Origin of the sequence: Streptomyces sp. NPDC093225 (assembly GCF_044753805.1) — a bacterium.
Taxonomy (GTDB): Bacteria; Actinomycetota; Actinomycetes; order Streptomycetales; family Streptomycetaceae; genus Streptomyces.
Genome location: NZ_JBIVNX010000029.1, coordinates 50,067 through 71,973 on the forward strand (window position 1 = coordinate 50,067; position 21,907 = coordinate 71,973).

Annotated in this window: 17 protein-coding genes; 6 read left to right on the plus strand and 11 right to left on the minus strand. The window is 76.5% G+C overall.

The genetic code is table 11. From position 1 onward, the window contains the following. Window positions 1-71 precede the first annotated feature (71 nt). Entirely contained in the window at window positions 72-1,538 is a 1,467-nt protein-coding gene (locus tag ACIQCH_RS24530) for an MFS transporter (RefSeq protein ID WP_402584163.1), read from the plus strand. 67 nt (window positions 1,539-1,605) lie between these two features. On the opposite strand, the gene ACIQCH_RS24535 is transcribed toward ACIQCH_RS24530, so the two are convergent. From ACIQCH_RS24535 to ACIQCH_RS24575, 9 genes are all read right to left on the minus strand, one after another. Further along, the gene (locus ACIQCH_RS24535; RefSeq protein ID WP_402584165.1) at window positions 1,606-2,265 is read right to left on the minus strand and encodes a phosphoribosyltransferase; all 660 of its coding nucleotides are present in this window, start codon (window positions 2,263-2,265) and stop codon (window positions 1,606-1,608) included. Continuing rightward, window positions 2,262-2,957, minus strand: a complete 696-nt coding sequence (locus ACIQCH_RS24540) for a dienelactone hydrolase family protein (RefSeq protein ID WP_402584167.1) — start codon at window positions 2,955-2,957, stop codon at window positions 2,262-2,264. Before ACIQCH_RS24540 ends, ACIQCH_RS24535 begins: the two co-directional genes overlap by 4 nt. A gap of 145 nt (window positions 2,958-3,102) precedes the next feature. Beyond that, the gene (locus ACIQCH_RS24545) at window positions 3,103-4,023 is read right to left on the minus strand and encodes an RNA polymerase sigma-70 factor (protein ID WP_402584169.1); all 921 of its coding nucleotides are present in this window, start codon (window positions 4,021-4,023) and stop codon (window positions 3,103-3,105) included. 5 nt (window positions 4,024-4,028) lie between these two features. Further along, on the minus strand, window positions 4,029-4,952 hold the full coding sequence (locus ACIQCH_RS24550; RefSeq protein ID WP_402584171.1) for an NAD-dependent epimerase/dehydratase family protein: 924 nt from the start codon (window positions 4,950-4,952) through the stop codon (window positions 4,029-4,031). Window positions 4,953-5,153: 201 nt separating this feature from the next. Continuing rightward, a complete protein-coding gene (locus ACIQCH_RS24555) occupies window positions 5,154-5,837 on the minus strand; it encodes a type 1 glutamine amidotransferase domain-containing protein (protein ID WP_402584173.1) in 684 nt (227 codons plus the stop codon). Window positions 5,838-6,051: 214 nt separating this feature from the next. Continuing rightward, window positions 6,052-6,468: a VOC family protein gene (locus tag ACIQCH_RS24560; RefSeq protein ID WP_402584175.1), complete on the minus strand. Its 417-nt coding sequence runs from the start codon at window positions 6,466-6,468 to the stop codon at window positions 6,052-6,054. Between the two features lie 137 nt (window positions 6,469-6,605). After that, window positions 6,606-7,172: a DJ-1/PfpI family protein gene (locus ACIQCH_RS24565; RefSeq protein WP_402584177.1), complete on the minus strand. Its 567-nt coding sequence runs from the start codon at window positions 7,170-7,172 to the stop codon at window positions 6,606-6,608. Window positions 7,173-7,312: 140 nt separating this feature from the next. Beyond that, on the minus strand, window positions 7,313-7,645 hold the full coding sequence (locus ACIQCH_RS24570; protein ID WP_402584179.1) for a hypothetical protein: 333 nt from the start codon (window positions 7,643-7,645) through the stop codon (window positions 7,313-7,315). A gap of 59 nt (window positions 7,646-7,704) precedes the next feature. Beyond that, window positions 7,705-8,667: an ornithine cyclodeaminase family protein gene (locus ACIQCH_RS24575; RefSeq protein WP_402584181.1), complete on the minus strand. Its 963-nt coding sequence runs from the start codon at window positions 8,665-8,667 to the stop codon at window positions 7,705-7,707. Window positions 8,668-8,941: 274 nt separating this feature from the next. Between ACIQCH_RS24575 and ACIQCH_RS24580 the strand changes: the two genes are divergently transcribed. The 3 genes from ACIQCH_RS24580 to ACIQCH_RS24590 all read left to right on the plus strand — a co-directional run bounded on the left by ACIQCH_RS24580 (window position 8,942) and on the right by ACIQCH_RS24590 (window position 15,022). Continuing rightward, window positions 8,942-9,931, plus strand: coding sequence for an NAD(P)-dependent alcohol dehydrogenase (locus ACIQCH_RS24580; RefSeq protein WP_402584183.1), 990 nt, complete (start codon window positions 8,942-8,944; stop codon window positions 9,929-9,931). A gap of 95 nt (window positions 9,932-10,026) precedes the next feature. Continuing rightward, a complete protein-coding gene (locus ACIQCH_RS24585) occupies window positions 10,027-12,030 on the plus strand; it encodes an RNA ligase family protein (protein ID WP_402584185.1) in 2,004 nt (667 codons plus the stop codon). Window positions 12,031-12,037: 7 nt separating this feature from the next. Next, the gene (locus ACIQCH_RS24590) at window positions 12,038-15,022 is read left to right on the plus strand and encodes a poly(A) polymerase (RefSeq protein ID WP_402584186.1); all 2,985 of its coding nucleotides are present in this window, start codon (window positions 12,038-12,040) and stop codon (window positions 15,020-15,022) included. 40 nt (window positions 15,023-15,062) lie between these two features. Here ACIQCH_RS24590 and ACIQCH_RS24595 read toward each other — a convergent pair whose 3' ends face one another. Further along, complete coding sequence (locus tag ACIQCH_RS24595; RefSeq protein ID WP_402584188.1) at window positions 15,063-16,007, minus strand: DMT family transporter; 945 nt, start codon at window positions 16,005-16,007, stop codon at window positions 15,063-15,065. A 333-nt stretch (window positions 16,008-16,340) separates the two neighbouring features. Between ACIQCH_RS24595 and helR the strand changes: the two genes are divergently transcribed. After that, window positions 16,341-18,614 carry an RNA polymerase recycling motor ATPase HelR gene (gene helR, locus ACIQCH_RS24600; protein WP_402584190.1) on the plus strand — a complete coding sequence of 758 codons (2,274 nt, stop codon included), beginning with the start codon at window positions 16,341-16,343 and terminating at the stop codon, window positions 18,612-18,614. A 54-nt stretch (window positions 18,615-18,668) separates the two neighbouring features. Here the strand turns inward: helR and ACIQCH_RS24605 are convergent, their stop codons facing one another. After that, window positions 18,669-19,235 carry a dihydrofolate reductase family protein gene (locus ACIQCH_RS24605; RefSeq protein ID WP_402584192.1) on the minus strand — a complete coding sequence of 189 codons (567 nt, stop codon included), beginning with the start codon at window positions 19,233-19,235 and terminating at the stop codon, window positions 18,669-18,671. A 74-nt stretch (window positions 19,236-19,309) separates the two neighbouring features. Here ACIQCH_RS24605 and ACIQCH_RS24610 point away from each other — a divergent pair, with 74 nt between their 5' ends. Further along, window positions 19,310-21,856 (plus strand): Helicase associated domain protein, encoded by a 2,547-nt coding sequence (locus ACIQCH_RS24610; RefSeq protein WP_402584194.1) that lies wholly within the window; start codon window positions 19,310-19,312, stop codon window positions 21,854-21,856. Window positions 21,857-21,907: the final 51 nt, after the last annotated feature.

Sequence of the window (21,907 nt, forward strand, 5' to 3'; positions counted from 1 at the left end):
TGACGTGATCGATCCGTTACCCACCGCGATGCCCACTGGCCACGCGAGCCCCCGACGGCCACCCTGGTCCCATGGCGGAGGACGTTCGGCTGGGCACGGCCCGGGGCCGGTGGGTGTTGCTGGCCACCGTGCTGGGCTCGTCGATGGCCCTGCTCGACTCGACGGTCGTCAACGTCGCCCTGCCCACCATCGGCCGCGACCTCGACGCCGAACTCGCCGGTCTGCAGTGGACCGTCAACGCCTATCTGGTGACCCTCGCCGGCCTCATCCTGGTCGGCGGCGCGCTCGGCGACCGGTACGGCAGGCGCCGGGTGTTCGTGCTGGGCGTGGTGTGGTTCGCGGCGGGCTCGCTGCTGTGCGGTCTGGCGCCCTCGATCGGCGTCCTCGTCGCGGCCCGGGCCCTGCAGGGCATCGGGGGCGCGCTGCTGACCCCGGGGTCGCTGGCCCTGATCCAGGCCTCGCTGCACCGCGACGACCGGGCGCGGGCCGTCGGGCTGTGGTCGGGCTTCGGCGGGGTCGGCGCCGCGGTGGGGCCGTTCCTCGGCGGCTGGCTGGTGGACGGACCGGGCTGGCGCTGGGTGTTCCTGATCAACGTGCCGGTGGCCGCGCTGTGCGCGGCCGTGTCGGTGCGGCACGTTCCCGAGTCGCGGGACCCTGCGGCGCACGGCCGGTTCGACGTGCTCGGCGCGGCCCTCGGGGCGGTCTCGCTGGCGCTGTTGACGTACGCGCTCATCGAGGCGGCGCAGGCGACCGCGGCCGTGGTGGTGGCGGGCGCGGCGGGGCTGGCCTCGGCGGTGGCCTTCTGGTGGGTGGAGCGGCGCCGGCCGAACGCGATGCTGCCGCCGGACATCTTCGCGTCCCGGCAGTTCACCGCCGTGAACCTGGTGACGCTGTGCGTGTACGCGGCGTTCGGCGGGTTCTTCTTCCTGTCCGTGCTCCAGCTCCAGGTGGTCGTGGGCTACTCGGCGCTGGGGGCGGGAGCGGCCCTGTTGCCCACGACGGTGCTGATGCTGCTGTTCTCGTCCCGTGCGGGTGCGCTGGGCGAGCGGATCGGCCCGCGGCTGCCGCTCACCGTGGGGCCGCTGCTGTGCGCCGCGGGGATGCTGCTGATGGTGCGGACCGGGCCGGGCGCCTCGTACGTGCAGGACGTGCTGCCCGCGATGCTGACCCTCGGGCTCGGCATGGTGACGCTGGTGGCGCCGCTGACGGCGACGGTGCTGGCGTCCGTCGATCCGGGGCGGGCGGGGCTGGCGAGCGGGATCAACAACGCGGCCGCCCGCGCCGCGGGGCTGATCGCGGTGGCGGCGCTGCCGCTGCTGGCCGGGATGGGGCCGGAGGCCTACCGGTCGGCGACCGCGTTCGACGCGGCCTTCGGGCGGGCGATGGCGTGGTGCGCGGGGCTGCTGGTGGTGGGCGCGGTGACGGCCTGGACGACCGTACGGACCGCGCCGGAACACCGCTGCCACCCGGAGTGCCGGGTGCACGGCTCGGTGGCGGTGCCGCCGCTGGAGTCGCCGCGGGACGGCGACGCCGGGTGAGCGGGACGCGGTCGCGGCGGGCGGGCGCGCCCGGTCAGTGGGGCACGGTCGCGGCGGGCGCGCCCGGTCAGTGGGGCACGGCCTGCCGGTGCAGGGTGTCGATGACCTCGCGGTCGGTGGTCTGCTCGAAGTCGCCGTACCAGAGGCCGACCGCGGTGAAGCCGGCCGGGCTGCGCAGGCAGATCAGTTCGTCGCACTCGGAGCGCAGTCCGGCGACCGACTCGGGGGCGCCGACGGGCACGGCGAGCACGAGCCGGTCGGCGTGGCGGCCGCGCAGGTGGCGCAGGGCGGCGCGGGCGGTGACCCCGGTGGCCAGGCCGTCGTCGACGAGGACGACGGTGCGGCCGTGCGGGTCGGGCGCGTCGCGGCCCTCGCGGTAGAGGGTTTCGCGGCGGTGCAGTTCCGCGCGCTCGCGCGCCACGTCCTCGGCGAGTTCGTCCTCGGTGAGGCCGAGGTACTCCAGGGCGTGCCGGTCGAAGAGCGGCGGGCCGTCGCCGACCAGGGCGCCGATGCCGACCTCGGGGCGGCCCGGCATGCCGATCTTGCGGACGACGAGTACGTCGAGGGGGGCGCCCAGGGCCTCCGCGACGGGCTCGGCGACGGGGACCCCGCCGCGCGGCAGGCCGAGGACGAGGGGGTGCTTCCAGCGCTGTGCGGCGGCCAGCTCGGCCACCCGGTCGCCGAGCAGGCGGCCGGCCTCGTGCCGGTTCGTGAACCGTGTGGTCATGGTGTCCTCCCGGGCCGCTCCTCCGCCGCCGCGCCGCCCGGTCGCAGGAACCACGCGCGGGCCGCGTCGGCCACCCGCTGCAGGGCTCCCGGCTCCGGGAAGAGGTGGCTGGCTCCCGGCACCACGGTCACGGTGTGCGGGGCGGTGAGGTGGCCGGCCGCGGCCCGGTTGAGCCGCAGCACCTCGGTGTCGAGGCCGCCGACGAGCAGCAGGACGGGTGCCCGGACCCGCTCCAGTGCCTCGTCGCCGGTCAGGTCGGGTCGGCCGCCGCGGGAGACGACGGCCCGGACCCGGTCGGGCCGGTCGGCCGCCGCCCGGAGGGCCGCGGCCGCTCCGGTACTGGCTCCGAACAGCCCGACGGGCAGGTCGGCGGTGTCCGGTCGGGCCGCCAGCCAGTCGACCGCGGCCACCAGCCGGCCGGCCAGCAGCGGGATGTCGAAGCGGTGCTCGGCGGTCAGGTCGTCCACGGCCTCCTCGCCCGGGGTGAGCAGGTCGAGGAGCAGCGTCCCCAGCGGGGCGGTGCGCAGGGCGGCCGCCACGGCGCGGTTGCGCGGGCTGTGCCGCGAGCTGCCGCTGCCGTGTGCGAAGACGACCACGAGGCGGGCGCCGGGAGGCAGGGCCAGGTCCCCGTCGACGGCGAAGCCGCCGCCGACGGGGATGCCGACCTGCTGTTCCGTTCGTTCCGTGGCCACGACCGGGCCTCCCCGCGGGTCTCGGGAGCCGGGTGCGCCGGTGCCGTCCGGCGTCCGGCGGGGGCGCCCCGCGGGCACCCGTGGCCACCGCGGGCCGACCGGCCGCTCCGGGCCGGCGCCGGGGCCGGCCCGGCCGGCGGTCCCGTCAGGGCGCCGCGGGGGCCTCCGTCCCTCCAGTGTGCCCCTCCTGGACCCCGGCGAGCTTGTCGGGATTGATCTGGAGGCGGAGGTTCTGGATCCGGCCGTCGGCGAGGTCGAAGGTGACCGCGCCGAGGACCGCGTCGCCGATGTACCAGAGCAGGCCGAGTTCGCCGTTGATCTGAACGGGCCGGGCGTAGGCGTCCGCGGACGCGGGCTTGGCCAGCACACCGAGCAGCCAGCGGGCCACGTGGTCGGGGCCGTGCAGCGGGCGGCGGGCGGCGGAGACCTTGCCGCCGCCGTCGGACCAGGCCGTCACGTCGGGGGCGAGCATCTCCATGACGGCGTTCAGGTCGCCGCCGCCGCAGGCGGCCAGGAAGCGGTCGGTGATCTCGCGCCGTTCCTCGGCGTCGGTGTCGAAGCGGGGGCGGCGGGCCTGGACGTGGCCGCGGGCCCGGTGCGCGGTCTGGCGTACGCTCGCCTCGCCGCGGTCGAGGACGTCCGCGATCTCGGCGTACGAGTAGCCGAAGACCTCGCGCAGCACGAACACGGCGCGCTCCAGCGGGCTCAGGCTCTCCAGTACCACGAGCATCGCGGTGGAGACGGTGTCGGCCAACTCCGCCTCCTCGGCGACGTCCGGCTCGGTGAGCAGGGGTTCGGGGAGCCAGGGCCCGACGTACGCCTCACGGGTGGCCCGGGCCGACGTGAGCCGGTTCAGGGCGAGGTTGGTGACCGTGCGGACGAGGTAGGCGCGTGGGTTCCGGACCGAACCGCGGTCCGCCTGGGCCCATTTGAGCCAGGCGTCCTGGAGGACGTCCTCGGCGTCGGCGACGCTGCCGAGCATGCGGTACGCCGTGGCGAACAGCAGGCGGCGGTGCTCGGTGAAGGGGGCCAGGACGTCCGGCCCGGCGGATGACTTGTTGATCATTCTGGTCAGCGTGGCAGCGGGGCCGCGCCCGCCGCAAGGGCCTTCAGGCCGTCGGCGGTGCTGCGGTGGGTGGGGGCCCAGTCGAGCTCGTGGCGGGCCCGGGCGTTCGACATGCGCAGGTTGGTGGTCATCAGGGCGCGGGCCAGCGGCGCGGCGCGGAGCAGCCACTGCGGTACGGTCCGCGGCGCGGGGGTCCCGAAGGCCTCCGCGGCGGTCCGGACGTGCTCGCCCCAGGCCAGCGGGCGGTCGTCGCAGACGTTGTACGCCCGGCCGGGACGGCCGAGTTCGACGGCGGCGACCACCGCGCGGGCGGCGTCGCCCACCTCCACCCACGACAGGGCCCGGCCGCGGTCGGGGACCACGGGCAGGGCGCGCTTGCGCAGCATGGGCAGGAGGGTGGTGTCGGTGACACCGGCGCCGTAGAAGAGGCCGAAGCGCAGGCTGACGCCGTCCAGGCCCTCGGTGGTGAAGGTCAGCTCCTCCTTGCGGCGCATCGCGCCGACGTGCTCTTCCAGGTGGCGGTCGGCCCCGGGCGGGCCGAAGGGGTCGCGGTCCTCCTCGACGGTCCGGTCTCCGTGGTCGCCGTACCCGTAGCCGAACATCATCGACTCTGCGACGAAGCGGCGGGCGCCGGTCTCGAGGGCGGCGGCGACGAGGTTCTCGGTGCCTCTGGTGCGCAGCACGTTGGTGCCGGCCATGTCCCGGTGGCGCAGCATCGCCTTGCCGTTCAGGGCGGTGGCCGCGTGGACCACGGCGTCGAACGCCCGGCCGTCGACCGCGCGCAGGACGGCGTCGCGGTCCAGGAGGTCGGCGCGGAGGGTGTTGGCCGGGCCCCGGCCGAGACCGATGACCTCGTGGCCGGCGGCGGTCAGCTCCCGCACCGCCCGCTGCCCCAGTACGCCGCTGGCTCCCGCAAACAGAATCCTCATGGCCCCGGTTCCTCTCCGTCGTCGCTTCGTGGTCCTCCGTCGGTGCCGGCGGGTGCGTTTCCGTCGGCTTCGTCGGTGCCGTAGAGGGGACAGCCGGGCGGCGCGGGACGTGACATCGGGGCGCGCGTGACCTGCGTCACGGTCGCGAGGCCGGGGCTCGGGCAGGGCGTGCCGGCCCGGGCGCGACCGGTCGGGTCCGGTTCAGGGACGGTGCAGCGTTTCGATGATCCTCGCCGTGACGACCTTGGTGGAGTAAGGGTTCTGTCCGGTCACGAGCCTGCCGTCGGCGGTGGCGAAGGGGGTCATCGGGACGGCGGCGCGGACGTAGTGCGCGCCGCGCTTGCGGAGTTCGTCCTCCAGCAGGAACGGCACCCGCTTCTTCACCATGGCGACCCGTTCCTCCGCGGTGGAGAACCCGGTGACCGTGCGGCCGTCGACGAGCAGGGAGCCGTCGGAGAGCGTGATGTTCAGCAGCGCGCTGGCGCCGTGGCAGACCGAGGAGACCACGCCGCCGTTCTCGTAGATGCGGCGCGCGGCGCCCTGGAGCGGGGCGCTGGAGGGGAAGTCCCACATGACGCCGTGCCCGCCGGTGTAGAAGACCGCGGCGTACCGGTCCGGGTCGACGTCGGCCGCGCTGTCGGTGCGGTCCAGGGCGGACATGAACGCGCGATCGGCCAGGTAGCCGCGCACCTGCCTGTCGGCGAACCTGGTGCTGCGCGGATCCAGCGGCACCCGCCCCCCTGCCGGGCTGACGACGTCGACCTCGAAGCCGGCCCGGCGGGCCCCGGCGTGGAAGTGGACGAGCTCCGCGATCCACAGCCCGGTCCGGTGGGGGTCCGCTCCGTAGGTCGCCTGGTTGGTGACGACGGCGAGAATCCTGCTCATCTGTGGCTCCCGGTGGTGAGGCGGCGGTCCGGCGGCCGCCCCCGCCGTCCACGGCCAGGATCCACCGCCCCGGGTCCCGCCGCCTGCCCATCGGCGTCGACGGACGGCCGGGCTCTCCATCCCCCCGTCGGTGACCTGCGAAGACGCGACGCCGCGAAGACGCAGCGCCCCGCCCTCCGCGGTGCGGGAGGTCGGGGCGCCGGGTCCGGGTGCGTCAGGCCTTCTCGGGCCGGTCGTCCTGGGCCGGGAAGCCGCCGTACGGCACGGTGATGATCTCCATGCCGTGTCCGGAGGGGTCCCGGAAGTACAGCCCGCGACCGCCGTCGTTGCGGTTGATCTCGCCGGGGTGCCGGCCGTGCGGGTCGGCCCAGTACGTGAGGCCGAGCTCGCGGATGCGGGCGAAGGCGGCCTCGAACTCCGTCTCCGAGATCAGGAAGGCGTAGTGCTGCGGCGTGACCTCGACGCCGTCGGGGACGGAGGCGAAGTCCAGCGTGACGCCGTTGGCGGTGGTGACCGGGACGAAGGGGCCCCACTCCGCGCCGACCTCGAGTCCGAGGATCCGCGCGAGGAACGCGGCGGCGGCGTGGTTGTCGTGGGAATGGATGATGGTGTGGTTCAGCTCGACCGACATGTGTGGAGTGCTCCAGAGGGCAATCTCACGGGCACCTCCATGCCTCACCCGGTCGGTGACCGACACGCGATGCCGTGAGTCGATCATATGCACGCCACGGCCCGCCGCCGCCACCCTCCTTCCGGTCGCCGGGCCGGTCAGGCGAGCGGCGCCTTGCTGCGGAGCACGGTGAGGAACTCCCGCATCCAGGCCGAGTGGTCCGGCCAGGCGCGGGCCGACACCAGCGTGCCGTCGACGACCGCCTCGGAGTTCTCGTACGCGGCGCCCGCCGTGTGCATGTCGGGTTCCAGGGCCGGGTAGGCCGTCACCCGGCGCCCGTCGAGGGCCCCGATCGCGGCGGTGAGCAGGGGCCCGTGGCAGATCTGGGCCACCGGCCTGTCGGACTCCGTGAAGGCCGCGAGGATGCGCCGCACTTCGGGGTCGTTGCGCAGGTACTCGGGCGCCCGGCCGCCGGGCAGCACGAGCGCCGCGTACTGCGCCGGGTCCACCTCGGTGAAGGCGAGGTCGGCGGGCCAGGTGTAACCGGGCTTCTCGGTGTAGGTGTCGAAGCCCTCCTCGAAGTCGTGGACGACGAAGCGGAGCTTCTTGCGCGAGGGGGCGGCGATGTGGACCTCGTACCCCTCCTCGCGGAGCCGCTGGTAGGGGTAGAGGACTTCGAGGGACTCCGCCGCGTCGCCGGTGACGATGAGGACCTTCGCTGCCATGGACTGCTCCCGTCGCAGTGCTGCCGGTTCCGGTGTCGATCACCCCAACGGTGCCCGGATCGGGGGCACTTGCCAAGACGGCCCGGCGGACCTCCACCCGGACGAGTGGGCCCCGTACCCGGCCCGCCGCGGAGGTGGCGTCAACCCGTCAGGCGGGAGCGGCGCGGGTTGCTGACGGTGCGGCGGGGGGCGGGGAGGGCCTCGGTCCCGGTCAGGAGCTCGGGCTGGCGCATGCCGAGCCGGCGGCGGAGGTCCGCGAGCGCCGTGTGGACCGGCGCGAGCACCGCCTCGGCCTCCCGGTGCACGCCGCCGAGGGCGAGCACGATGGTCTCGACTGCCTCGACCGCGTCCTCGGCCGCCTCGTGGCTCCAGGGCCCGGCGCCCACGGCGTCGTGCAGGTGGCAGGCGGCCTCGGCGAGCTCGGCGGCCCGGTTCCCCACGCCCGGAGCGGCCACGAGGGGCAGTGCGTCCATACCCATACCGTCCCAACGACGGTCCCCCGCCCGGGGGAACGCCCCCGCGCCACCACCGCTCAGCCCAGCAGGTCCACCACTGTCCCCAGGCCCCGCTCGGCGGCGGTGCGGTACGCCCACCAGGCCACCGCCAGGTCCTGCCACGGCAGGCCGACCGGCGCGTAGACGGTGAGGTCCCCGGGGCCGGTGCGGCCGGGGCGGGCGCCGCGCAGCACATCGCCCAGGACGGCGTCCACGGCGCTCGCCGGCAGCCCTGCCGTGGCGGGCGCCCCGGACGCCGCCGCGAGGGCGAGGTCGTCCACGACGAGGAAGGACGCCCGGAGCAGGTCTGGGGCGAGCTCCCGCTTGCCCGGCTCGTCGGCGCCGAGCGACGTGAGGTGCTGGCCGGGCCTGGTGTCGGCCAGTGACAGCAGTGGATCGCGCGCCCACGTGGCGAGCAGCACCACGTCGGCCGCCGCGGCCACCGTGCGGGCCGAGTCCAGCACCCGGCCGCCCGTCCGGCCCCCGTGCCGGGCGGCGAACGCGCCGGCCCGCGCCGGGTCGGTGTCGTGCACCACGATCTCGCGGAACGTCCGTACCCGTCGCAGCCCCGCCACCATCAGATCCGCCTGCGCCCCGGCACCCACGACCCCGAGCACCGCGTCGCCCGCGGGGTCGGGGGCGGCCAGCACGTGGGTGCCGAGGGCGGCGGCCAAGCCGGTGCGCCAGGCGGTGAGGGTGGCGGAGTCGAGCAGGGCGAGCAGTTCGCCGTCGGCGCCGGCGTGCAGGCACACCACGCCGCGCAGCGCGGGAGCGGCACCGGGGAACTTGGCGTTGACCTTGACGGTGTACGCGGGGACGCCGGGCAGCAGCCCCGGGAGGAGGGCGGTCGCGGTTCCGGCGAAGGGCAGGTCGGTGCGGACCCGCTGCCCGGCCGCGCCGGCGGCTGCCGCCACCGTGCGGAAACCGTCGGCCAGGGCCTCCAGGCAGGCCGCCGGATCGAGTACGGCCAGCAGGTCGCTGCGCGTGAGGATGCGGGTCACTCCCCCATGATCACCCGGGACCGGGAGGCGGCTCCGCCCGGGGCCGGGAGCGGCCCCGCCCAGGCCCGGGAGCGGCTCCGCCCGGGGTCGCGCCACCCCATCGCACCAGCACCCCGAGGTTTCCCTGACCCGGCCCCGACCCGGGCCGCCGTGGAAGTCCGGGGCCGCGTCGTCCCTCCGTACGATCCGGACGCGGTCGCGGCGGCCGTAGCGTACGCATCACGTCCACACGGGCCACCGGCGGTCGGCCGGGTGAAGAGGGGAGGGCGGGCTCATGCAGGCGATCGTGCAGGACCGCTACGGACCGGCCGAGGTGCTCGCGCTGGCGGACGTCCCGGTACCTGTGCCCGGCCCCCGCGAGGTGCTGGTCCGGGTGCGGGCGGCCGGGGTGCACATCGGGGACTGGCACGTCATGACCGGGCTGCCGTCGGTGGCCAGGCTGGGGCTCGGGCTGCGAAGACCGCGGGCGCGGGTGCGCGGGCTGGAGTTCGCGGGGCGGGTCGAGGCGACCGGGGCACAGGTGACCGGGTTCCGGCCCGGGGACGAGGTGTTCGGCGTCTGCGCCGGAGCCTTCGCCGAGTTCGCGTGTGCCCGTGAGGACCGGATCGCCGCCCGGCCGGCCGATGTCGGTTGGGCGGAGGCGGCGGCGCTCCCGGTGTCGGGGCAGACCGCGCTGCAGGCGCTGCGTCTGGGCGGGCCGGCGCGGCCCGGGCGGCGGGTGCTGGTGATCGGTGCGGGCGGGGCGGTGGGCTCGTACGCCGTCCAGCTCGCCAAGGCCGGTGGCGCCGAGGTCACCGGGGTGTGCAGCACCGGCAAGGCGGAGCTCGTGCGCACCCTGGGCGCGGACCGCGTGGTCGACTACACGCGGGAGGGCTTCGCGGCCGTCGGCACCGGCCACGACCTCGTCCTGGACACGGCGGGCAGCCGGCCGCTCCCGGTGCTGCGCCGTGCGCTCGCCGCGGACGGCACGCTGGTGGTGGTCGGAGGGGAGGGCGGCGGCCGCGTGTTCGGCACCCTGCACCGGCAGCTGCGGGCCTCGCTGCCGTCCTTCTCCGGCGGTCGGCGGCTGCGGTCGCTGGTGGCCGTGGACCGGGCGGCGGACCTGCGCGAACTGGCCGCCCTGGCCGCGTCGGGCACGATCCGCCCGGTCATCGACCGCACGTACGGCCTGGCCGAGGTTCCCGTGGCGTTGCGCCGTCTGGGCGAGGGGCACAACCGGGGAAAGGCGGTGGTGACGATCGCGGGCGACGGGCTCGGGGCGTGAGGCGCGCCGCCGGCCGGCGTCCCGGCCACCGCGCCGGTTCCCGGGGCGGGTTATTGGGTCGCCGCGGGGACGGTCGTTACGTAGGGTGACGTGCCATGCGTACGCACTATCCCCGGACCCCTCACCTGCCCTGGTCCCCCGGCGCGACCTCGGACGACGTACGGGCGGGCGCGGAGCTCGGCGGGGTGGTCGGGTGCGAGGTCGTGGTCACGGAGAAGCTCGACGGCGAGAACACGACGCTCTACGCGGACGGGCTGCACGCCCGTTCGCTGGACTCCGGGCACCACCCCTCGCGCGCCTGGGTCAAGGCCCTCCAGGGGCGCGTCGGCCCGGGCATCCCGGCCGGCTGGCGGGTGTGCGGCGAGAACATGTACGCCCGGCACTCGCTCGCGTACGACGACCTGGACAGCTGGTTCTACGGGTTCTCCGTCTGGGACGACACCGGGCGCTGCCTCGACTGGGACCGGACCGTGCGCTTCCTGCGGCGGCTCGGCGTGCCCGTACCGCGCGTCCTGTGGCGCGGCACGTTCGACGAGCGCGCGCTGCGCCGGCTGCGGGTCGACACCGCCCGGCACGAGGGGTACGTGGTGCGCACCGTCGACGGCTTCCCGCAGGCCGAGTTCGGGCGGCGGGTGGCCAAGTGGGTGCGCGGCGGACACGTGCGGACGGACACGCACTGGATGCACGCGGCCGTGGTGGAGAACGGGCTCGGGCCGGCCGCCCCCCTGTGGGCCGTCCGCTCCGGCGCCGCACCCGACGTCCCGGCGCTGCTGGCGGCCCTCGGCACCGGCGGACCGCGGGGCGGGGAAGCCGGCGCGCCCGCCGTGACGGGGAGGGGGGCCGGCGCACCGTCCGCACCGGGAAGCGGGGTCGGTGCGCTGTCCGGGCCGGGAAGCGGGGTCGGCGGGCCGTCCGGGCCGGAACAGGAGGCCGCCGAGGCGGGTGCGCGGGAGGCGGCCGGGCGGCTCGACGTGCTCGGGCGCACCGGGGACGCCCGGCTCGTCGGCGTGCTCGCGGCGGCCCTGCACCGGCTCCCCCGCGGGGCGCTGCTGGCGCGACTCGCCGCCGGGCCCCTCGGGCTGCCGCTCGGGCGGCGCGTGGCCGACCTCGTCGGGCTGCACCCGCTGCTGCACCTGCCCTTCCCCGACGCCGACCGGCGCTGCGGGCTGCTCCGCCTGGCGGCCGCGGCCGACCTCGGCGTGCTGCACGCCGTGGCCGCCGCGGTCCCGGCTGGCCGTTCCGGGGAGGCCCGTGAGCAGGTGGAGTGGTCCGCGCTGTACGCCGAGGACGCGGGCCTGCTCGTCGAGGACCCGCTCGCGTCCCTGCGCACCGGGCTGCGCACGGCCCTGGCCGCGGCCGGGGTCACGGGCGCGGCCGCGGACCGGTGCTGGGCCCAGGCCCGGGAGGCGTACGCGGCGGGCCGGATCGCGACCCCCGAGGAGGCGGTGGCGGCCACGTGGCGGTGGCGGGACGGCGCCTTCCCCCGGCTGGTGCAGCTGGTCGGGCCCGCGGGCAGCGGCAAGAGCACCGTCGCGGCGGCGCTGGCCCGGACGGTTCCCGGTGCGGTGTGCGTGTCACTGGACGACCTGCGCACCGCGCGCGGCGACCGGGCGGACCAGTCCGAGAACGCGGCGGTGCTCCGCGCCGGCCTGGACCGGCTGGACGCGGCCCTGGCCGCCGGCGGGACGGTGGTGTGGGACGCGACCTCGCTCACCGAACGGCAGCGGCTGCCCGTGCTCGACCTGGCGCGGCGCAGGGACGCGCTGGTCACGCAGGTCGTGACCGTGGTGGAGGAGGACGAACTGGTACGGCGCAACGGCAGCCGCCCGCATCCGGTTCCGGCCGTGGTCCTGGCACGGCAGCTGCGCCGCTACGCCCCGCCCTACCCGGGCCGGGCGCACCGCACCTGGTACGTCGGGCCGGGCGGGACGGTCGCGGACCGGGCCGGTGGCGTCGACGAGGACGTCACGGGCGCGTGGTACGCGGGCGTCCGCGGTGACGCGCGGGGCGAGGGGAACGAAGAGCGCCGGCACGCCGGGCGGGCCGGACGGGGCGCCGGGGCGATCGAGGACCCCGGAACCGAGTGGGACGGGGTGTGAGGGACGGATGCGTACCAGCGAGGAGATCTACCACCAGGTGCGGTGGGATCCGCGCTTCGACCCGGCGCGGTTCGTGCTCGGGCTGCTCCAGCGCGGGGCGCCGCCGAAGCGCGTGCCGCTGCCGTCGTTCGTCCCCGGGGGTGACATCCCGTGGCACCGCGTGCTGTTCGTGGAGGCGGACGGCGAGCTGGTGTGGGACCGGGCGAGCGGGTTGGACGTGGTGGGGCGCTCGGCGGCCGGGCGGGTGCGCGAGCCGCGGCGGCTGCGGGCGCCGTTCTTCACGGCGCGCACCCCGTACGCCTGGCGGGAGGGTCGCTGGCAGCCGGTGCCGGAGGCCGGGCCGGCCGGGGCCGACCGGGGCGCGGCGGCCACCGCGGCGGCCACGACGGCGGGGCCCACGGCGCGGGTGCGCCTGCTGACGTGGAACACGTTGTGGGACCGGTACGACGCGGACCGCATCGACACCGCGCGCCGTCGGCCCCGGCTGCTGGCCGCCCTCGAGGCCGCGGACGCCGACGTGATCGCCCTCCAGGAGGTCGAACCGGCCCTGGTGGAGCTGCTGTCGGCGGCCGACTGGGTGCGCGAGGGGTACGTGCTGGGCGCCGACCCGGCCGGCCGGGATGCCGCCGACAGCGGACTGATGCTGCTCAGCCGGCTGCCCGTCCGCGAGGCGGGCGTCCACGAACTCGGCCGGCACAAGGCCGTGTCCGCCGTCGTGGTGGACACGGCGGCCGGGTACCCGCTGACGGTGGCGGCCACCCACCTGTCCAGCGACCACTCGGCGGGCGCGACGGACCGGCGGACGGCCGAACTGGCCCGCATCGCCGAGGGGCTGGCCGGAGTGGACGGCGAGATCGCGCTGGTCGGCGACTTCAACGACGGGCGCACCGGCCCCGAGGGACCGGCCGCCGCACTGGGCATGCGCGACGCCTGGGAGGAGGCGTACGGCCCGGGCGACGGCACCCCCACCTTCGACCCGGCCGTGAACCCGCTGGCGGCGGTCTCCTCGCTCACCGGCCGGGCCTCGCGCCTGGACCGGATCCTGGTGCGCGGCGCGGCCGCCGTGGCGGGGGCGGGCCTGCTGGGTGACGTGCCGGGGCCGGACGGGCTGTTCGTCTCCGACCGCTACGGCGTACGGGCCGACCTGCGGTACGCCCCGGCGGGGGCGCAGGACGGGCCGGCGGGCCCGGACGGCGCGGCCGTACTGGACGCGGCCCCTTCGGTCCGGACGGCGCTGGCCTGGCTGCCGCCCGCGGAACTGCTGCCGGCGGTGGACGGGTTGCGCGAGTCCTACGACCCGCAGGTCCGGCGGTGGCCCGCGCACGTGAACCTGCTCTTCGGCTTCGCGCCGGAGCACGAGTTCGAGCGGGCCGCGGCCCTGGTCGGCGAAGTCGCTGCGAAGACCGAGCCGTTCCCGGTGCGGCTGGCCGGGGTGTACACGTTCGGACACCGCGAGGACGCCACGGTGTGGCTCGACCCGGCGGCCGACGGCGACGGGCCGTGGCAGCACCTGCGCGCCGCGCTCGCCGAGCGCTTCCCGGCCTGTCGGGGGCGGGCGGACGGCTTCACCCCCCACCTCACCCTCGGGCGGACCCGGGAGCCGCACCGCGTCGCGGCCGTCTGCGGGCAGCGGCTCGTCGACGCGCCGACGGCGGCGCGGGTGGGCGAACTGGCCCTCCTGTCCCGGCGGGGCGAGGAGCCGATGCGGGTGCGGGCCCTGGTGGAACTCGGCACCGGAGCGGTCACGTGGCTGCCGGAGCAGCCGGAGCCGCCGGAGGCTGAGCAGCCGGAGCCGACGCGCCCGGACGCGGGCCCGGTCGAGGACGGGGTGGCCCGGGACGTGGTCGCGCGGGTGGCGGAGGTCCTCGGGGAGGGCGTCGTGCGGACCGTCGGTTCGCGGGCCATGGGCTGCGCCCTGCCCGGCGCGGATCTGGACCTGGTGGCCGTCCTTCTGGGAACGCCCGACCCCGCGGAGGTCGAGGCCCGGATCGCGGCCGCGATCCCGGAGGCGGTGGCGCTGCGCCGGGTGGTGGGCGCACGGGTGCCGGGGCTGCGGTTCTCGGTCGGCACGCTGGGGGTCGACCTGGTGGTCGTGGGCGCGGGAGCGCTCGACCCGGCCGTGGCGACGCAGCGCCGGTCCGAACTGGGCGAGGCGGCGGCGGTCGCCCTGAGCGCGGTCAGCGACGCGGAGGCCGTCCGGTCCGCCGTGGCCGGGCGCGAGCCCGAGTTCACGCGCCTCGCCCGCTGCGTCAAGGCCTGGGCCGGGGCCCGCGGCCTGGACTCCGCCCCGTTCGGCGGCCTTCCGGGCCTGGCCTGGACCGTTCTGGCGGCGCACACGGTCGCGAACGCGCCCATGACCACGCCCACGACACCCACCGCAGCCGGGGACGAGGCCCTGCTGCGGGAGTTCTTCGCCACGTGGGCGGCCTGGGACTGGCACGAGCCGGTCGCCCTCGGCGCGGGCACGGGACCGGCCGTACCCGCCGCGTCGGAAGCGCCGGCAGGGACGGCAGGGACGGCACTGACCGTACTCACCCCCTCCGCCCCGGTCCGTAGCTGCACCACGCAGGTGTCACCGGGCTTCCGGGACCTGGTCACCCAGGAGCTCTACCGGGCCTGGGAGTTGCTGGAGGCCGGCCCCGGCGACCGGGCGGCCGTCGCCGCGCCGCCGCCGCTGCACCGTCGCCATGCCGCGTGGGCCGTGGTGACCGTACGGGCCCACGCACCCGCCGGGTTCGAGGAGTCGATGGGCCGGGTGCGGGGCCGGCTTCGCGCGCTGCTCGGGGCCCTGGAGGAGGCCGGTGCACCGGACGCCCACGCCTGGCCGCGGCCGCTGCGCCCGGGTGCGCTGCGGGCCCGGCTCGTGATCGGGCTGGGCCGGACGCCGCCGGACGCGGAGCGGCTGGCCGGGCTGGCCCGGTCCTGGGGCCGGGACCTGCCCGGGGTGGACGTGACCCGGGTCGAGGGCGGCGCCCTCCCGACCCTCGCCTGACCCGCGCCCCGAGGCTGCCGCCCGGCCCCGTCATCGGTCCTCAGGCCCGGCGTCCGGATCCGCCGCCGGGCGCCGGGTCGGGCCCGCCGCCCCCCGCCCGACCCGCGGCCCCGGGGCCGCCGCGCAGGGCCCCGAGGTAGACCCCGAGGAGGATCAGCGGGGTGCCCAACAGCAGGGAGGCGCTGAGGGGTTCGGCGTCGAGCCGGGCGGAGAGCAGGATCGTGACGGGTGGGATGACCACGAACACGTACGCGGCCCGCGAGGCGCCCCAGTGTTCGATGACCACGAGGTAGAACACGAACGTCAGGACCGACCCCGCGACGACCATGTAGGCGACGGCCCACCAGGTGGCGGCCCGCTCCGGCGGCTCCCACCGGTCCCCGGCGGCCCGCGAGCCGGCGAACAGCAGCAGCGTGGCGGCGGACATCCCGACGGCGTTCATGGCCACGGGGTGCACGTGCGGGAACCGGCGGACGAGGACCGCGGCCTGGGCGAAGCACAGCACCGCGCCGAACACCGCCAGCAGCGACGCGACCGGTACGTCCGCCTGGAGCGGCGCCCGCGAGATCACCGCGACGCCCGTGGCGGCGAGCAGCGTGCCGAGCGCGGCGGACGTGCGGAGGCGTTCCTGCCGCTGGGCCGCCGCCAGCAGCAGCGTGACCAGCGGCACCAGCGCGAGGACGGTCTGGCCGAGTCCGGCGTGGATGTGGACCAGGGCGTAGTAGGCGAGCGCGGAGGTGACGCCGAAGTTCAGGGTGCCGAAGAGCGCCGCCCCCGCCAGAGCCCGGCCGCGCGGGAACCCCACCCGCAGCACGGCCATCAGCAGGAGCAGGACCAGCGAGGCGCCACCGAAGCGCAGGGCGGCGCCCCACAGGGGGTCGAGCTCGCGGTTGCTGAAGCGCACGCCCACCGCGTTCCCGCCGCCGAGCAGGGCGCACCCGAGGAACGAACCCAGCGCCACCCGATCCACGCCAGCACGCAGCACCGGCCCACCGTAAGCCGCGCGCCGCACCGGCACGCGCCGACACACGCCGGCGAGGGCACGCGCCCGTACGGGGCGGGGCGAGCCGCGGGACCAGGAGACCGCCGCCCGGACCGAGCCGCGGCCGGCAGCGGGGATGGGAGTACTGCCGGGCAAAAGAGAAGCGGCAAGGGGGAAAACCCACTCCTTGCCACTCTCAACATATAGCGCACGGGGGGCCTTGCGGCAAGGCCCCGGTCCTGGCGCACAATCACAGGCCTCTACCAGAACCTGCGGAAATCGGAGATCCACGGAGTGCATGCGCATGTGTCGGTTCGTGCGGACGGAGCCCATGAGATGAACTGCCCGACCACCACGAGCGCGTTCGACCTCCCCGACCGCCTCTCCCCCAAGGCCGATCCGGCGCTGATCGCCGACGACGAACGGCACTTCGCCGCCGTCGCCGAGAGCCTGGAGCGGACGATCGCCGAGCTGTCCGACCAGCTGGCGGCCGAGCTCAGGGCACCCGGCGGCGCCGGCCGCGCGGCCATGGACCGGGACGCGGAGGTCCACCGGCTGACCGGACGGCTGCGCGCGCTGCGCCGGTTCGGCCTGGACCTGTGCCTGGGGCGCATCGTGCCCGCGGACGGCACCGAGCCCCTCTACGTCGGCCGGCTCGGCCTCACCGACGCCACCGGGCGCCGGCTGCTGGTCGACTGGCGCTCCCCTGCGGCGGAACCTTTCTTCGCCGCGACCCACGCCCACCCGATGGGCCTGACCAGCCGTCGCAGGTACCGCTGGACCGACGGCCGGGTGAGCGACTACTGGGACGAGGTGTTCGCCCCCGACGGGCTCGATGGGCGCGCCGCGCTCGACGACCAGTCGGCGTTCATCGCCAGTCTGGGCAGCAGCCGCTCGCCCCGGATGCGGGACGTGCTGGCGACGATCCAGGCGGACCAGGACGCGATCATCCGGGCGGGGTCCCGGGGAGCGCTCGTCGTCGACGGCGGTCCGGGTACCGGCAAGACGGTCGTCGCCCTGCACCGCTCCGCCTACCTCGTCTACTCCGACCCGCGCCTCGCCCACCGTCGCGGCGGCGTGCTGTTCGTCGGGCCGCACCAGCCGTACCTGGACTACGTCGCCGACGTCCTGCCGCGGCTGGGCGAGGAGGGCGTGCAGACCTGCACCCTGCGCGACCTGGTCGCCGAGGGCGCCGGCGCGGGCCCCGAGACCGACCCGGAGGCGGCCCGGCTGAAGTCGTCGGCGGACATGGTGGGGGCGATCGAGACGGCCGTCCGCTTCTACGAGGAGCCGCCCACCGAGGCGCTGGTGCTGTCGACCCCGTGGGCGGACGTACGGCTGACCGCCGACGACTGGGCAGAGGCGTTCCGGGTACCCGGCCCGGGGGCACCGCACAACGAGGCGCGCGACCGGATCCGGCAGGAGCTGGTCTCGATCCTGGTCGACAAGGCGACGGGCACCGACGACGGCCTCGGCTACCGCGGCGGTGAGGACGAGCCCGACGCGTACGACGTCTACGACCACCGGGACCGCGACGACCGCGACCTCCGGGACGAGGACGGCGACGACGGCGACGTCCCGCCCGGCCTCCTGCGCGCCTGGCTGCTGAAGGACCGGGAGCTGGCCGGGGCACTCGACCGCGCCTGGCCCCTGCTCGACCCGGCCGACCTGGTCGGAGACCTGTGGTCGGTGCCCGCGTACCTGCGGATGTGCGCTCCCTGGCTCACCCGCGAGGAGGTGCGCACGCTCCAGCGCGAGGACCCGCGGGCCTGGACGGTGTCGGACCTGCCGCTGCTGGACGCGGCGCGGCAGCGGCTCGGTGACCCGGCGGCCTCGCTGCGCCGGCGCCGCCGGGAGTCCGCCGCCGCGGCCGAACGCGAGCGCCTGGCCGGTGTGATCGAGGACGTGCTCGCGGCGGACCAGGACGGGGAGGGTGCGGTGACCATGCTGCGCGGACGCGACCTGCGGGACAGCCTGGTCGACGGAACGGCGCTGCCGGACGCGGCCGACCGGGACCCGCTGGCCGGGCCGTTCGCGCACGTCGTCGTGGACGAGGCGCAGGAGCTGACCGACGCGGAGTGGCAGATGCTCCTGCTGCGCTGCCCGTCGCGCAGCTTCACCGTCGTCGGCGACCGCGCGCAGGCCCGGCACGGGTTCGCCGAGTCCTGGCGGGAGCGGCTGGAGCGCATCGGGCTCGACCGGATCGAGGTGGCCTCGCTGAGCGTCAACTACCGCACGCCGGAAGAGGTGATGGCGGAGGCCGAGCCGGTCATCCGGGCGGCGCTGCCGGACGCCAACGTGCCGGCCTCCGTCCGCAGCTCCGGGGTGCCCGTCGGCCGTGGAACGGTCGCGGACCTGGACGCGGTGCTGGCGGCCTGGCTCGCCGAGCACGCCGAGGGGACGGCCTGTGTCATCGGCGAGCCGCCGGCCGGGTTCCGGGAGACCTCCCGGGTCCGGGCGCTGACGCCCCGGTTGTCGAAGGGACTCGAGTTCGACCTGGTCGTCCTCGTCGACCCGGACCGCTTCGGGAACGGGACCGAGGGGGCGGTGGACCGCTACGTGGCGATGACGCGGGCCACGCGCCAGCTGGTCGTCCTCACCACCCCCTGAGCGCCGCTCGCCGCCCGTGGGCCCTGCCGGGCCCGCGGGCGGCCGGCCGGCGGGTCAGACGTGCTCGTGGCGGAGCATCACCACGCCGTTGCCGAAGGTGCGGGTCCCGGTGAGGCGGAGCGGGCGGGGCGACATCCGCTCCGCCGACGGGAAGAGCGGCCGGCCGGCGCCGATCAGCACCGGGTGGACGGAGATCTCGTAGGCGTCGATCAGGTCGTGGCGCGCGAAGCTCCGTGCGAGGTCGGGTCCGCCGACGACGAGGTCGCCGCCGGGCAGGGCCTTGAGCGCCCGGATCCGGTCCGGGTCGACCTCGCGCTCGATGGTGGTGTTCCAGCCCGCCTCGGCCAGGGTCCGGGAGTACACCGTCTTCGGCATGTCCCGCCAGATGCCGGCGAACTCCGCCGTCGGACCGGCGTTCGCGGGATCGGCGTCGGCGGTCGGCCAGAAGTCGGCCATCAGCTGGTAGGTGACCCGGCCGTGGATGAACCCGCCCATGGTCCGCAGCCGGTCGTTGAAGTACGTGTGGACCTCGTCGTCGACCAGGTGCCAGTCGATCTCGCGGTTCGGGCCCTCGAAGAACCCGTCGAGCGAGACGCCGATCATCAGGATGATCTTCCTCACCCGGGACACCCTACGCCCGCCGGACCGCACCGCCCCGCCGACCGGCCGCGGTGCCCCCGGAACGGTCCGGGCGGGTGGGCCAGAATGGGGAGGTCGGACGACGACACGTGGACGAGGGCGAGGGCATGGGCAAGCAGCAGCTGCGCGCGCATCAGCGCGAGGCCGTCGACGCCGTGCTGCGCGCGCTGGAGCCGGGGCCCGGCGGTCGGCTGCCGGCCGGCGGACTGCGCACGCAGGTGGTGATGGCCACCGGCTCGGGCAAGACGTTCGTGGCCGCCCGCTGCGCCGAGGAACTGCGGGCCGACCGGACCCTGGTGCTGGTGCCCAGCCTCGACCTGCTCACCCAGTCGGTGACGGCCTGGCGCGCGGCGGGGCGGCGCGGGACCGTCCTCGGCGTCTCGTCGCTGCGGGAGCGCGACGCGGGGTTCCCCAACACCACGTCCGGCGAGGAGCTGGCCGCGTGGTGCCGGGTGGCCGGGACCGCGCAGGTCACGGTGTTCGCGACGTACGCCTCGCTCGGCCTGGGCACCGTCGAGCGCGCCCACCGGGCCGGACTGGCGGCCTGGGACCTCGTCGTGGTGGACGAGGCGCACCGCACGTCCGGGCGGATCGGCAAGGCGTGGGCGGTGGTCCACGACAACTCCCGCATCCCGGCCGACCGGCGGCTGTACATGACGGCCACGCCGCGCCTGTGGCAGGTCGGCGAGGACGAGGAGGAGCCGGGCGGGGGCGGCGGGTTGGTGGCGTCGATGGAGGACGACCCCGACGGGCCGTTCGGCGCGGTGTGTCACCGGCTGACGCTGTCGGAGGCGATCGACCGCGGCATCGTGGCCCCGTACCAGGTGGTGTGCGTGGACGTCAGCGACGCCCGGTTCCGGGCGGCCGGCCTGCTGGGCCCGGACGCCCGGTCCGACGAGGTGCGCGGGGCCCGTCTCGCGGCCCTGCAGACCGCGGCGCTGAAGACGGCGGTGGAGCAGGGGCTGGAGCGGACGTTGGTCTTCCACCACCTGACGAAGGAGGCCGAGGCGTTCGCCGCCGGACTCCCCGCGGTGGCCGCCCGGCTGCGCGTCGACCCGGTCTGGGCCGACTGGCTGTGCGGTGAGCACAAGCCGGTGCACCGGCGGCGCGTGCTGGAGGCGTTCGAGCGGGCCCGGCCCGCGTTCCTGAGCTCGGTCCGGGTGCTCGGCGAGGGCGTCGACACCCGCGCGTGCGACTCCGTCTTCTGGGCCGACCTGCGCGGTTCGATGCCCGACCTGGTCCAGGCGGTCGGCCGGGCGCTGCGCATCCGGCCCGGCGAGGGGAAGGTGGCCTCGCTCGTCGTGCCCGTGCTGCTCGGCCCGGGCGAGACCCCGGACACCATGCTCACCTCCCGCGCGTACGACGACCTGGCGCGGCTCCTGGAGGCGCTGCGGGCCCACGACACCCGGGTGGTGGAGGCGCTGGCGCAGCCGCAGGCGCCCGGCTCGTACCAGCCGACCGGGCGGGGCGCGGGGGCCGGCGGCCGGGGCGGGATCAGCGGGCCCGCCCGGGAACTGCTCAGGTTCTCGACCCCGCGGGACCCGGTCGCCCTGGCGGAGTTCATCCGCCTGCGGATCCTCGACCCGGAGACCTCGCACTGGAAGCGGGGTCTGCAGGCGGCCCGCCGGTACGCCGGGGCGACCGGGGACCTGCGGGTGCCGTTCGGGTACCGGATGCCGGGCGGGACGGCGGAGGTCGGGCCGGAATGGGCTGCGGAGGTCGGGCCCGGGACGGCTGAAGTCGGGCCGGGGACGGCCGGATTCCCGCTCGGCCAGTGGATCGCCGACGCCCGGCGGGCCCGCAAACGGGGCGGGCTCTCGGCGGAGCGGATCGCGCACCTGGACGGGCTCGGGATGGTGTGGTCGCACGTCGACGTGGCGTACGAGGAGGGGCTGGCGGCCGCGCGCGGCTGGGCGGCCGAACACGGCCACCTGCTCGCCCCGTTCGACGCGACCTGGCGCGACTACCCGCTGGGCGTGTGGCTGAAGAACAACCGGGCCGCGGCCCGCCGGCCCGAGGGGACGCCGGGCGCCCTGGCCGCGGAACGCCGGGAGGCGCTGGAGGAGATCGATCCGGCCTGGTGCCCCACCTGGCCGGTGTCCTGGCAGCGCTGCTTCCGGCTGGCCCGACTGCACGTCGAGGGCGGCGGGCGGCTCCCGGCCGCTCCGGGCGAACTCGTCGTCCAGGGCGAGGACCTCGGCCGCTGGCTGCTGCGGCAGCGGCTGGCCTGGGACCGGCTGTCCATGGCCCAGCGGTGGATGCTGGAGCACGTCCTCGGCGTGCGCGCGGCCGCGGCGGCGCAGCGGCCGCGCGAGCGCACCCCGCAGGCGGACAAGTGGGCGGCCCACCTGGCGGCGGCCCGCCAGTTCCACCGCCGCGAGCGGCACCTGAACGTGCCGCGTCCGCACGTCGAGACCGTCGCCGGGGTCCCGTACCGGCTGGGTGCCTGGGTGTCCAACGCCCGCAGTCGCGCGGACCGCCTCTCCCCGGAGCGGGTGGCCCAGCTGGCCGCCCTGGACATGCGCTGGGCGGGGGGCGCGGCCCCCGCCCCGGAGCGGACCGCGACGGAACGGACCGCGGCCCGGCGCCCGGGTCGACCGTAGGGGCGAACCAGGTCGGTTCCCGTCCTCGTTGACCCGCCGCCGCCCGCCGTG